The 12,930-nt window shown below is 71.8% G+C and carries 10 protein-coding genes; 6 read left to right on the top strand and 4 right to left on the bottom strand.

The features are described from left to right. Positions 1-92: 92 nt before the first annotated feature. Positions 93-2,174 (bottom strand): serine/threonine-protein kinase, encoded by a 2,082-nt coding sequence (locus ABZ234_RS00910; protein ID WP_355010437.1) that lies wholly within the window; start codon positions 2,172-2,174, stop codon positions 93-95. A 486-nt stretch (positions 2,175-2,660) separates the two neighbouring features. Here ABZ234_RS00910 and ABZ234_RS00905 point away from each other — a divergent pair, with 486 nt between their 5' ends. The 4 genes from ABZ234_RS00905 (at position 2,661) to ABZ234_RS00890 (ending at position 6,031) form a co-directional block, all read left to right on the top strand. Next, the gene (locus ABZ234_RS00905) at positions 2,661-3,263 is read left to right on the top strand and encodes a TetR family transcriptional regulator (protein WP_355010436.1); all 603 of its coding nucleotides are present in this window, start codon (positions 2,661-2,663) and stop codon (positions 3,261-3,263) included. Positions 3,264-3,313: 50 nt separating this feature from the next. After that, positions 3,314-4,348: a zinc-binding dehydrogenase gene (locus tag ABZ234_RS00900; RefSeq protein ID WP_355010435.1), complete on the top strand. Its 1,035-nt coding sequence runs from the start codon at positions 3,314-3,316 to the stop codon at positions 4,346-4,348. Between the two features lie 57 nt (positions 4,349-4,405). Next, positions 4,406-5,386, top strand: a complete 981-nt coding sequence (locus tag ABZ234_RS00895; protein ID WP_355010434.1) for a zinc-binding dehydrogenase — start codon at positions 4,406-4,408, stop codon at positions 5,384-5,386. 192 nt (positions 5,387-5,578) lie between these two features. Next, a complete protein-coding gene (locus ABZ234_RS00890) occupies positions 5,579-6,031 on the top strand; it encodes a hypothetical protein (protein WP_355010433.1) in 453 nt (150 codons plus the stop codon). Between the two features lie 102 nt (positions 6,032-6,133). Here ABZ234_RS00890 and ABZ234_RS00885 read toward each other — a convergent pair whose 3' ends face one another. Both ABZ234_RS00885 and ABZ234_RS00880 read right to left on the bottom strand, forming a co-directional pair. Then, positions 6,134-6,763, bottom strand: a complete 630-nt coding sequence (locus ABZ234_RS00885; RefSeq protein WP_355010432.1) for a hypothetical protein — start codon at positions 6,761-6,763, stop codon at positions 6,134-6,136. Between the two features lie 240 nt (positions 6,764-7,003). After that, positions 7,004-7,558 (bottom strand): hypothetical protein, encoded by a 555-nt coding sequence (locus ABZ234_RS00880; RefSeq protein WP_355010431.1) that lies wholly within the window; start codon positions 7,556-7,558, stop codon positions 7,004-7,006. A gap of 587 nt (positions 7,559-8,145) precedes the next feature. Here ABZ234_RS00880 and ABZ234_RS00875 point away from each other — a divergent pair. Together ABZ234_RS00875 and ABZ234_RS00870 are read left to right on the top strand one after the other, a co-directional pair. Further along, complete coding sequence (locus tag ABZ234_RS00875) at positions 8,146-9,990, top strand: ABC transporter ATP-binding protein (RefSeq protein WP_355010430.1); 1,845 nt, start codon at positions 8,146-8,148, stop codon at positions 9,988-9,990. After that, complete coding sequence (locus ABZ234_RS00870) at positions 9,980-11,779, top strand: ABC transporter ATP-binding protein (RefSeq protein WP_355010429.1); 1,800 nt, start codon at positions 9,980-9,982, stop codon at positions 11,777-11,779. The genes ABZ234_RS00875 and ABZ234_RS00870 overlap by 11 nt, the downstream gene beginning before the upstream one ends. A 28-nt stretch (positions 11,780-11,807) precedes the next feature. Here the strand turns inward: ABZ234_RS00870 and ABZ234_RS00865 are convergent, their stop codons facing one another. Then, positions 11,808-12,899 (bottom strand): peptidase C39 family protein, encoded by a 1,092-nt coding sequence (locus ABZ234_RS00865; RefSeq protein WP_355010428.1) that lies wholly within the window; start codon positions 12,897-12,899, stop codon positions 11,808-11,810. Positions 12,900-12,930: the final 31 nt, after the last annotated feature.

The following is a 12,930-nucleotide window of genomic DNA, read 5'->3' as shown; positions in this document are numbered from 1 at the left end:
CGACCGTGTTCACCACCGCGGCGACGCCCCCGTCCCGACTGTCGCGCTCCAGCAGCGCGTGACAGCTCGGGGCCCGGGTGGTCCGGGCCGCCTCAGGCGGGCAACCGCTCGCGGGCCCCGTCCAGTTCCACGAGTTCCCGGCGGAGCCGCGCGGCGTCCCCCTCCGCCTTGCGCGCCTTGTTCCGCCATCCCCGGGTGGACCGGTACTTCTTCCTCATCCTGTCCGACGGCGGGGGGTGCAGCATCTTGTGGGAATCGGCGACGATCATCACCAGGGCGTAACCGAGCAGGAAGAAGACCGACCAGAGCAACGCCGTCAGCGCCACCCCCGTGACCGCGTCCACCGCCCGGTCGTCACCGAAGTAGAGCGGGAGGGCGAACAGGAACGCCGCACCCGCCGCGATCAGGCGGGCCCACGTGTGCTGCGTGTTCCGGCGCCTGAGCGCCAGTGCGAACGCCTCCCGCCGTTCGATCCTCTCGCTCAGCTTCCTGTGCCGGGAGTCGAGTTGGACGAGGAGTTCGCGGAGCACACGGACCACCAGCCCGTGGCACGCCCACACCGGCTGCGGGGTCCCCGCCGGCGGCTCGGGCGGCAGGTGCCGCCGCAGCGACGGGTCCAGGGCGTCGCGGTACCGCCCGACCGCGCGCCGCCACTCGTCCGGGGCCAGGACGGCCCGGAGGAACAGGCCGCCGTCCGCCCTGCGGTCGAACGCCGTCCGGGACCGGGGCTCGGCCGAGGACAGCACGGCGGCGTAGCGCTCGCTCTCCCGGAGATAGAGGTCCAGCGCGGACCGCGCCGCCCTGATCATGCGCCGGTACTCGTCGCACCCCTGCCCGGGGCGGCACGGGTGGCCGGGTTCCCGGCAGTCGTACCCGGCCGCCGCCTCGGCCGCGTTCAGGGGCAGGTCGATGTCGTCGTCCAGCGGGTCCGCCCACCCGGCGGCCGTCGCCCGCGCTCCGGACAGTCCCACGTCGGTTCCCCGGTACCTCGGCGGCAGGTCCGGTCGGACCCGGGCGACGAACCGCAGGACCGCCAGCTCGACGTCCTCCGGCGGTCGGCGGAGCAGGTCCGGGTCGATCCCGGCGCCCTCCGGGTGCTCCGCGATCCACGCGGCCAGGTCCGCCCGCTCGTCAGGGTCCCCGAACAGCTCGCACGCGGCGTCCGTGTCCGCATGGAAGGCCTCGGCCAGGCCGCCGAGCGAGCGGTACCACCCGCCGGCGAGCCCGTAGGGGCGCCCGGGCCGCGCCCCGGGACCCGGGACCTCCTCCGTCAGCTCCGAGGTCTCCCGCAGGGTCGGGACGCCGCGGATCTCCTCCGTCGGCAGCGCCCCGGTCGCCGCGGTCCTGCCCGAGACCAGCGCGGTCTCGACGTCCGTGTCGTCCGCGCCGAGTCCCAGCAGGGAGTTGAGCACCCGGTGGGCGGTCGGGCGCCGGTCGGGCTCCTTGTCCAGGCACCGGGCGACGAGTCCGCGCAGTTCCTCCGGGACTGCCGAGCAGTCGGGGTCGCCCGTCAGGATCCTCGCGATCACGGCGGCCTGGGTGCGCCCCTCGAACGCGTGCCGCCCGCTCGCCGCGTAGACCATCACCGCGCCCCACGAGAAGACGTCCACCGCGGGGGTCAGGTACGGGGCGTCGTTCAGCCGTTCGGGCGCCATGTAGAGCAGGGTCCCGACCTTGGCCGTGGCCTGGAAGGCCGTGTTCTCGAAGGAGCGCGCTATCCCGAAGTCGATGACCCTGGGGCCGTCCGGCGCCATCATGATGTTGTCCGGTTTGAAGTCCCGGTGGGCGACGCCGGCCCGGTGGATGGCCGTCAGCGCGGTGGCCGTGGACACGGCCAGGCGGTGCAGGTCCGCGCCTCGGCGCGGGCCCCGCGCCCCGATCTCCTGCGTGAGCGTGCGGCCCTCGACGAACTCACTGGCGATCCAGGGCCGTTCGGCGTGCGGGTCGGCGTCCAGGACGCGCGCCACGCAGAACGGGCTGACCCTGCGTGCCGCCGCCACCTCGCGGGCGAACGTCTCCTTCAGCCCCGGGTCCGCGCCTGCACCGGCGTGGAGGAGCTTCACCGCCGCAGGGCCGCCGCCGGGGGCCTGCGCCCGGTAGACGACACCGAAGCCGCCCCGGCCGATCTCCTCCAGGAGCCGGTATCCGCCGATCTCACCGGTCTCCGCGTCCATGACCACCACGCCCTGTCGCCCGTCCCCTCGCGGGGCCCGGGATCCGCTCCTCAGACGTGTATAGCGCCGCGGCGATCCGTGAGGAAGGGCCGGTTCCTCCTCCCTGCCGCGACCGCGTCCTCGACCAGCGGTGATCCGGTGGGCACGGAGAAATCCGCGCCGACTCTCGTCTTTCACGTGTGCCGCACGCACGTTCCTGTCCGAGTGCGGGGGCGCCCGGGGCAGGCTCGGCAACCGCCGGCGCCGGGCATGAACCGAGAGCGCGGCACGGCCGCCCGATCTGTGTGTTTCCAGGGCCGGGGACCGGGGGCCGCTTCGGACCGGGGGACGTGTTTCCGGGAGTACGGCACCGGCAGACAGGTGGCGGGTGCTCCCGGTCCCGCAGCCCCGCCGCAGAACGTCCCGGCAACGCTCCCTCGAACACTCATGAGATGAACCACCTTCTTGGGCCTTGCCATCAAACTGGGAGTCGCTATCATTTTGGACATGGATGCCACTATTGGTCTTCGGGAGCGCCGTCGTCGCGCCACCCTGTCCGAGATCGAGAACGCGGCGCTCGATCTCTTCGAGCGCCAGGGCTTCGAGAACACGACCGTCGAACACATCGCGGCTGCCGCCGGGGTCTCCACGAGCACCTTCTTCCGCTACTTCCCCACCAAGGAGGACGCGGCGCTGGGAACCAACCAGGCCTTCGAGACTGCGCTCGCCTCCCGCCTGGAGGGGTGTGCGAGCACTTCCGCACCCCTGCGCGAGGTGGAGCGGGTCGTGGTCGAGGTCCTGCAGGAGCTGGAAGCCGACCGCGCCGACGTCATCGAGCGCATGCTCCGCGTACGGCGCCTGGCCGGAGCCGACGCGGCCCTGCGCGGTGCGGCGCAGCGCCGCGAGGCGGAGCAGTGCGACCGGTTCGTGCAGATGATGGCGGCCACCGCCGAGGCTGCCGTCATCGACCTGCGCGTGCGGGTGCTGGCCGAGACCGTCAGCGCGGCCCTGCGCGCCTCCTTCGACGCCTGGGCCGCCGACAGCCGGTCCGACCTGGCACAGACCTTCCAGGCCGCCTGCGCCCATCTGCGCGAACTCACCGCTGAGTGAGCGTCCGCACCCCGATCGATTCCTTCCCTGCACCATGTGAGGACCGCACCATGAAAGCCGCACTGATCACCGGCCGTGAACAGGTCGAATTCGCCGAGTTCGCGCTACCGGAGAAAGCCGGACCCGGCACCGCCGTGGTGGAGATCGGCCGGACCGGCATCTGCGGCTCCGACGTCTCGGCGTTCAAGGACGGCCACGAGTACCCGCCGTTCCTGTCCGGGCACGAATGGGGCGGCACCGTCCTGGACGTCGCACCGGATGTGGCGGACCTGGCCGCGGGCGACCGGGTGGTCGCCGGGACCCCGCCGGCCTGCGGCCGGTGCGCGATGTGCCGAGCCGGGCACGCCCAACGCTGTGAGGGCCTGACCGCGCTGTCGTTCGGCACCCACCCCCTGACCCCGGCGCACGGGGCCTACGCCGAGCGCATCACCGTGCCCGCCGAGATGCTCATCCGCATCCCCGACGGCGTCGACGACGACCAGGCCGCCATGATCGAACCTGCCACCGTGGCGCTGCACGCCGTCCGCCGCCGTCCCCCGCTCCTGGGAGAGGTCACCGTGGTCATGGGGGCCGGGCCCGTGGGGCTGTTCGCGGTGCAGCTGCTGCACCTGGCCGGAGCGGGACGGGTGGTGGTCATCGAACCGCGCCAGCGCAGACGCGACCTGGCCCTGGAACTGGGAGCCGACACCGCGCTCGCACCGGGCACCGAGGCCGCCGAGGCGGTGGTGCAGGCCTCGGGCGGGCTGGGCGCGGACCTGGTGTTCGACTGCGCGGGCAACGAGGCCGCCCTGACCGCGGCCGTGGAGCTGTGCCGCCCGGGCGCCACCATCATGATGCTCGGTGTGGCGTCGGGGTCGGTGAGCGTCTCCCCGCTGGCGTGGCTGAGCAAGGAGCTGACCGTCCAGACCTCCCTGGCCCACCTGAACCACGAGTTCGCCGTCACCGCCGACCTGATCGCCTCCGGTCGGCTGCGGACCGAGCCCCTGCACGACGCGACCGTGGGTCTGAGCGAGCTGCCCCGGGCCCTGGCCGACCTGGCCGCAGGGCAGGACCGCGTCAAGGTCCTGGTCGACCCGCGCGCCTGAGCGCGCCATCGCGTTCCGTCCCGACCGTTTCCACCTGACCTCTGGAGGCACCGCATCATGCGAGCACTCGTTCTGGACCGGCCCGGCACCTGCGACACCCTGCGACTGGCCGACCTGCCCCTGCCCGAACCCGGGCCCGGCCAGGTCCGCATCAGGGTCCAGGCATGCGGGCTCAACCCCTCGGACTACCAGCGGGCCGCCTACGGCATCCCCGAATGGGAGTGGCCCGCCGTCCTGGGCCTGGACGTGGTCGGCGTCGTCGACGCCCTGGGCCCGCAGGTGGAGGGTCTGGCCGTGGGGCAGCGGGTGGCCTACACCGGCGACATCCGCGACCGCGGCGGGTTCGCCGAGTACACCCTGGCCCGCGCCGAGGTCCTGGCCCCGGTCCCCGACACGGTCTCCTCCGCGCAGGCCGCAGCCCTGCCCTCGGCAGGGTTGACCGCCTACCAGGCGATCGTGCGCCGCCTGCACGTGGCAGAGCAGGACACCGTCCTGGTCACCGGCGCCGCCGGAGGCGTGGGCGGATTCGCCACCCAGCTCGCCGCTCTGACCGGAGCGCGCGTGCTGGCCACCGAGGCCGCCCACAACACCGACCGCGTCAAGAAGCTCGGCGCGGACCAGGTCATCGACTTTCGCACCGAGGACATCCCCGCCCGGGTCATGGAGCTGACGCACGGACGCGGGGTGGACGCGGTCCTGGACACCGTCGGCGCGGAGTCGGCCACCGCCAACCTGTCCCTGCTCGCCCACACCGGCGGCATCGCGACCGTCGCCGGACGCCCGGACCTGGAGACGGTGGCGCCCTTCGGGATCGCGCCCTCCGTCCACGAGATCGCCCTGGGCGCCGCCTACAGCCTCGGCGACCACCGCTCCCGCCATGAACTGTCGGTCATGCTCACCGACCTGCTCGACCTGCTCGCCCGGGGAGAGCTCGACGCGATGCTCTCGCGCACCATCCCGCTGGAGGAGGTCCCCAGGGCGCTGGTCGAGCTGTCCGCGCGCACGATGAGCGGCAAAACCGTGTGCGTCCTGGACTGAGACACACCCGGTCCGGGCAACGGGCCCGGACCGGAGCACCGTTCGTGTCCGCAGCACCGCCGGGAGCCGTGTCGGGTCCGGGTTCGGCGGAAGCCGACTCAGGCGCAGCCGAGTGTGTCCGGCACCGGGCGTTCCACCGTAGGGTGTGCGCACCCCCGGCGCCTTCGGCGCCACCGTCCCCTGGAGGGCATCGTGCGCAGACTCGCGCCGTGGACCGCACTCACCCTCGTGCTCGCCCTCATCATCCTCGCAGTCGGCGCCAGATACCTGCTCGTACCGGCGAACCGGCCTTTCGAGTACGGCGACGGGATCAGGCTGCAACTCCTGAGCATCTCCCACGAGGACGTCGGCGGAGAGGAAAGGGTCACGTGGGAGGTGAGCCTCCTCAACGGGACGGATGAGCCCCTGGACCTGAACCTCGCCTCGACGTGCCGCTACGCCGCGTCACCACGCGAGTCGGGCCCCTCCGCCCTGGCCGAGAGAGGTGGCGAGAGGGTCTCTCTCCCGGCACACCTGGCCACGGGTGTCACGGACTCCTGCCCCTCACCGGAGTCGGGCCGGTGGTGGGCCTACACCCTCACCCTGGAGGACAACACGGGCGAGAACAGCTCCCGCACCGTCACCTTCATGGGCAGGGCCCACTGAAACCGCTGAGCAGGACTGTCCTCCTGCCCAGGACGACGAGGTCGCCCCCGAACCGGAGGAGCTCGTGAAGTCGTGCCGACTCCCGGACTTGAAAAATGAATGTCATTCGGTCAGGCGTGGCTCCTGCAAGAAGGACGACCCGATGAAATAGCCCTCCTCGGTATACGGAAGCACAACCTCGCCTTTCACCATTTTGACCAGGAGTTCACAGACCCCACCCCGGAAATTCCACCACAGGTCACCGCTTCCCAGCACCACCGTCCAGTCCGCGACGTCCGGATCGAAAAACAGATAGAGAGCCTCTCCGAAGACTTCACCGATCCGGAACACGTTGTACGGTTCACGAGAGAGGATCCATGAGGTGCTGATCTTGCGGGGTTCCCCCATGAAAGAGTACTCCGGAAAACGGTCCGCGAGATAGTAAACGGCATAGTTTCCCTCTTCGACCTTCCTCCTGGGATCCCAACGCCCCCCATCACCGACGGTGATCAGAAGATACGCTTCCTCGAGGGTGGACACCACACCGCCGTAGGCCCCCATCAGAGCGACATAGTCGCGGGGAAGCTCTCTCCCGAGAACACGCTCCGTCGGTTCGGGATCGAACATGGCATCGGGACTCGGCGAACCGATCATCCCGCTGACCTCGGTGAAATACTCTTCATTCCATCTGGCTGGTTCCAAGAGAAGTGAACCCTCACGCACACTCGGCTGGCACTCGACGATGACGCACATCGGTCTTCCGCAGGGAAAAGCCGGATCACCTGGAGGAAAGTGTTGCACGACGCCCTGGCAGGCGCCTCAGTCGCTCCGGGCGAGCGGCTCGGGACCGGCGTCGAGTGCGTCGAGCGCTGCGTCGCCGTTCTCCATCGCCCACAGGGCTCGGGCGGATGCCCCTGGGGCAAACCGCACCGCCGGCCGCAGGCGAATCACCACACCGGGGAACGGGGTGGGAGAACCCCGGTGGGCAGACCGTCATCCATCCCGCTCCTCTTCCTCCGCGTAGGGCGTGAAGAGCGCGTCGCGGTCCGTCCACGACCCGTCGAGCAGCTCACTGCGCACCTCACCCCGGACGAGTCCCAGGAGGAGGTCGGTGGTGGGCAGGTCGTACCTCTCCCACACGTCGCCGTTTCGGTCCGAGACCCGGACCGGGTACGCCTCGGCCGCCGTTCCGGGTGGGACCTGCCAGTAGAGCGTGACCCCCGTGCCGGTCGAGGCCCAGGGCAACAGCCTGGAACCAGGATGGAGATCGTCGGGCGGCCCCACGACCTCGTCATCGAACAGGTCCTGGAGCTGTTCGAACTCCAGCCCCGACCGTTCGAGATCGACGTGCCGGAGACCGGGGCCGGGCGCCGGAACGTAGAGCCTCACGAAACCGAGCCACAGTCCGCCGCCCCCGGCGTCGAGAAGCTCGCGGTAGTCCTGCGGCACGGGCGCCCCGAGCCGGCGCCCGACCTGTCCCCAGTCGAACGGGCCGGCCGGCGGTGCGGGACGTGCCGTTTCGATCAGCTGCTGAGCACTGGCTGTCATGCGGGTGCATTCCTCGGGGTCACTGGTCCGGGTCCGATCTGCCCGACCCGGGGCCCGCCCGAATTCCGGTCGAACTCCGGTGTTTTCCTGGCACCGGCCATACCGGGCTCGTTCTCGAGCGCGGCGCCGTGGTCGACCGCGCGTACCTGTGCGGATCAGGTGGTCGGGCCGTGCGCGAGCTCGCCGTCGAACTGCTTCGTCACTCCGACCACGACAATATCGCCCGAGCCACCCGGCCCCCACCGCATCCGGCCCGTCCCCTGGCGCATCCGGGGATCACCGCAGCCGCCGCCCTGTTCCTCCTACGACGCCCCGGCCCGAAGGCGTGAGAAAAACCCACCGATGAACGGACGGCCACAACGGTGATGCGGAAAATTCAGATCTGATCAACCGCCTGGTGGAAGCACTACCGAAGCAGCCTTTCCTGCGGAATGGAGTTGACCTCCCGGCAAGGGCGAAGGTAGGTTCCACATCGCCGAGCCATTGCAGCTGGGCACTCCCTGATGCCTTCATTCCACCACCCGGCAGTCGCACCGAGCGATCTCCCCGTGAATCACGATCCACCGAGAGAAAGGCTGGTGCACAGGGTGCCCACCCCTGACACCGAAGAAGTGGTGCGCTCCGGAAGGAGTAATCCGCCGGCCCTGCTCAAGGCGCGGAGGGAATGGGTCTTCTTCGCCACCCTGTGGAAGTCGCACCCCGGGTTGACCGCCCTGTGGTGGGCGCTGATCCTTCTCCAGGGCGTTCTTCCCGCCGGCTTCGTCGTGGCGGTCGGAGCACTCGTCGGCGCCGTCGCCGACGACGCCCCGCTGGTGGCGCCGCTGCTCCTGATCGGCACCGTCTTCGTCCTGATGCAGCTCCTGACACCCCTGCACACCCAGGTCGGCTCCCTCCTGGGAGAGCACGTCTCCGACCGTCTGCACGATCGGCTGCTCGTCGCCGCGGGCGCCCCCGAAGGGGTCGCGCACCTGGAGAACCGTGCGCACATGGACGAGCTGACCTCTGCCCGGGACTTCGACCTCGGCATGACCGGTCCGCCCCTGCACCTGTCGATGGGCTTCATCGCCGGCGGCCTGGTGGAGGCGGTCTCCGGCCTGGCACAGGCAGTGGTCCTGGCCGCCTACGCGTGGTGGGCGCCGCTCCTGGTGGGAGGCGCCTGGCTCTCCACCCACTGGCTGCTCCGCGAGAGCACCCGGTGGGACCGCCACACGGGGGAGGTCCTGGACGCCCAGCGCCGCGCCGAGTACTCCTACCGGCTGGCGGTGGACTCCCCCGCCGCCAAGGAGATCCGGCTGTTCGGCCTCGCGAGCTGGCTGACGGACCGCTTCGCCTCGGAACGCCGGACCCTGGTCGAGCTGCGGTGGCACACCACCCGGCTGCGGCAGAAGCCCATGCGCTGGGCGGTGGTGGTCCTGACGGTAGCGGGAGGACTGTTCTTCTGGTCCCTGGGACGGGACGCCGCTTCGGGCGCCGTCGACCTGGGCCAGGTGAGCACCTTCGCCTACGCGGCGGTGGGGGCCAGCGCACTGGCCTTCGGCGGGTTGAACTGGGCCCTGTCCCTGGCCGCCGACGGGGTCGCGTCGGTGCTGCGCGTGGAGGCGACGATGTCGTCGAGCGCCGAAGCGCGCAGCGTGGTCTCCGGAGGGACCCCGGCCGAGGGGATGCCGGCGGCGGAGATCAGGTTCCGGGACGTGACCTTCGCCTATCCGGGCATGTCCGCGCCGGTCCTCGACGGCCTGAACCTCACCGTCCCGGCCGGGAGCTCGCTGGCCGTGGTCGGGGTGAACGGCGCCGGGAAGTCGACCCTGGTCAAGCTCCTGTGCCGCCTCTACGACCCGGTCTCGGGAACGGTCGAGGTCGATGGCACCGATCTCCGGGACCTGGACCTGGAGTCGTGGCGCCGCCGGATCAGCGCGGTCTTCCAGGACTTCATCCGCTACGAGCTCTCGCTCGCGGACAACGTGGCCGCCCCGGGCGCCACACCCGAGGATGTCCTCGAAGCCCTGACCACCGCCGGCGCCGCGGACCTGCGCGACCTCGACCGGGTCCTCTCCCCCGGGTACGAGAACGGCACCGACCTTTCCGGAGGGCAGTGGCAGCGCGTCGCCCTCGCCCGGGTCCTGTGCTCCGTGAGCCTGGGAGCCGGAGTGGTCGTCCTCGACGAGCCCACCGCCCAGCTGGACGTACGCGGCGAGGCCGAGGTCTTCGACCGCGTCCTGGAGGCCACGAGGGGTTGCACGACCGTGCTCATCTCCCACCGCTTCTCCACGGTCCGCCGCGCCGACCGGATCTGCGTCGTCGATCAGGGCAGGGTCGTGGAACTCGGGAGCCACGACGAACTCATGGCCCTCGGGGGCGCCTACAAACGCCTCTTCCAGATCCAGGCCACGCGGTTCGACGAAGAACGGAACGGGGACGACAGTGCCGGCTGAGGACCACCCCCTGCCCTCGTCCTGGCGGGGCCTGGGCCGCACGCTGCGCCTGGGCTGGACCGCCTCCCCCGGACTCATCGCCGTCGCGTTCGCCACGACGGTCGCCGCCTCCCTCCCCGACGTCCTCATCGCCGCCGCCCTGGCTCTGCTCGCGGACGCGGTGCTGTCCGGGGAACAGGTCGGCGTGATCACCGCCGCCGTACTCCTGGGCGCGCTGGCGGTCATGAGCTGGCTGCTGCGCCTCCTGAGCGAGCGGGCCAACCGCCGCTTCGCCGATCGCACGGCCGTGTTCATGGAAGCGCACGTGGTCCGGCTCCAGAGCGGCCTCCCCTCCCTGGAGCACCACGAACGCCCCTCCTACGTCGACCGCGTCCAGCTCGTCCGCGACCACGCGGACACGTTGAGCGAGGTCTACCAGGAGCTGTTCCAGGTGGTCGGCGCCGTCCTGCGCCTGAGCCTGACCATGGCCCTGCTGATGACCGTCCATCCCCTGCTCGGTCTGCTGGGACTCTTCGCGGCGCCCACCGCCGCGGTCTCCCACTGGCGGGGAGGGGCGGAGCACGCGCTGGAGGAGAGGCTCGGACACCACGGGCGCTTGGCACGGCACTTCTTCCTGCTGGGCACGAACGCCTCCTCCGGGCGTGAGCTGCGTGTCGCCCGCGCCGGGGAACGGGTCCGTCGAGGGCGCCACCAGTCTTGGGCCGCACGGCACCGTGCCATGGCCCGGGCCCGCTGGACGACCACTCTGTGGCAGACGGCGGCTCTCACGGTCTTCGGCTGCGCGTTCGCGGGCTCCGTCGCCGGGGTGGCGCTGAACGGCGGCTCGGCGGCCGAGGTCGTCCTCCTCCTCACCGCAGGCGGCCGTCTGGCCCAGTACCTCGGCCAGACGCTCAGCCAGGTCCACTTCCTCCGCACGATCTGGTTGGAGGGAGGACGCCGCCTGCTGTGGCTCGAGGAGCTGTCCTCCATGGCGGCCGAACGGAGCCCCACCCCTCCGCCGGAACGGATGCGCTCCGGCATCACCCTGGACGCGGTCTCGTTCGCCTACCCCGGGACGGACCGGCGGGTTCTGGAGGACGTCACACTCCACCTGCCGGCAGGGTCCGTGGTCGCCGTCGTCGGCGAGAACGGAGCGGGCAAGTCCACGCTGGTCAAGCTCCTGGCGAAGATGTACGAGCCCGACTCCGGGAGGATCCTGGTCGACGGGGTCCCCCTGGCCGACATGCCCGCCGACGCGTGGCGTGAACGGCTCTCGGGGGCCTTCCAGGACTTCGCCCGCTTCGAGTACCCGCTGCGCCTGTCCATCGGGGTGGGTGACCTGGCCAGGGCCGGGGAAGGCCGGGCCGTGGACCGGGCGGTCGAGCGCGCCGACGCCGACGCCCTGGTCGACCGGCTCGACCGGGGGCTGGACACCCAGCTCGGCAGCGCCTGGGCCGGTGGGGCTGAGCTGTCCGAGGGGCAGTGGCAGAAGGTCGCGCTCGCCCGCGGCTACATGCGCGACCAGCCCCTGCTCCTGCTCCTGGACGAGCCCGCCTCCGCCCTGGACGCCGAGACCGAGCACCTGCTGTTCGAGCGGTACGCGGAGCGCGCCCGAGCACTCAAGGACCGGGGCCGCGTCACGCTCCTGGTCTCACACCGCTTCTCCACCGTGCGCACGGCCGACCTCGTCGTCGTCATGGACGGGGCGCGGGTGATCGAGCAGGGCACCCATGCCGAGCTCATGGAACTCGGCGGACGCTACGCCGAGCTGTACGGGATCCAGGCCCGCGCCTACCGCGTCGAGGGATGACCACCGCGGCCCCGCTTCACCGGCGGTGCTACCCCGCCGCCTCCGGGGCTCCGATGACCACGGCGCCGCGGTGGCCGCCCCGCTCCACCGCCGCCATCGCGTCGAGCGCGGCGTCGGGCACGGGCAGCAGGTGGGCGTCGACCCAGGTGTCGCCGGTGGTGTCGTTGGTCCACGGGTCCTCGATCACGACGGCGCCGGGTACGACGCCGTGGCAGAGGACCCAGTGCGGCACGTCGAAGCCCAGCATCACGGCCAGGGAGAGCAGGAGCAGGACGCGGTCGCCCCGGCCGACCGCGTCGCGGATCCCGGGCAGGGTGAGGCGGTGCGGGTCGATCGGGACCCCGGCCCGGGCCGCGTCCGTCCGCGACACCTGCTGGAGGAGGGCGCGCCACTCCTGTTCGGCCTCGGTGTAGGAGTCGAGGAGGACGGGCCGGTCCGTGTCGAGGAAGACGGTCACGGGCGAGGCCGGCCAGGTCCGGCGCACGGCGACGCCCAGTCCGACGGGTTCGCAGGCGGGGAAGTTGGTGGCGCCGCGCCACAGCGTGAGCTCCGCCGGGCGGTCGAGGGAGTCGCGGGGCACCGCCCCCGCCTGGACCTGGGCGACCAGGGCGACGACGGCGCCGCAGGTGAAGTTCGTGGACTGGCGGTGGTACGGAGGCTCCGCCGTCCCGTCGCCGCCCCCGTCCAGCCAGCGCACGTAGCCCACGGGCGGGCGGGCGGCGCCGTCCGTCGTCCCGCGCGGGGCCTCCATCGGGGTGAAGCCGAGTGCGGCGGCGTCCGCGGCGTCGGCCGTCCACCCCTCCCACTTGACCTGCACGAGCCCTTGGTCGCGGGCGTGGGCGAGGACCGCCTCCACGGCGGCGGGGACGTCGCCGACGGCGTCGACGATCTTGGTGTAGGCGGTCTGCGGGCGCGCGGTCACCAGCGCGGCGCCGGCCCAGCCCTCTCCTGCGGCGTCGGGGACGGCCACGATCCGGGGCTCGTGGTTCGAGCGGTCGACCGCTTCCCAGCGCTCCAGGACCGTGCCGGGCGCGATCCGCTCCAGCTGCGCGGGCCGGGCCGCGGGGTCGAACGGGAGGACGGCGCCGCGGGCGGGTGCGTCGGGGCGGCTGGATGGCATCGGGGTCTCCTCGTGGGGTGCGGGCTGCGGG

The sequence above is a fragment of the Nocardiopsis sp. NPDC006198 genome, assembly GCF_040613895.1.
GTDB classification, from domain to species: domain Bacteria; phylum Actinomycetota; class Actinomycetes; order Streptosporangiales; family Streptosporangiaceae; genus Nocardiopsis; species Nocardiopsis tropica.
Note: the sequence above shows the minus strand (reverse complement) of the source record. Positions and strands in the feature narration are given on the sequence as shown.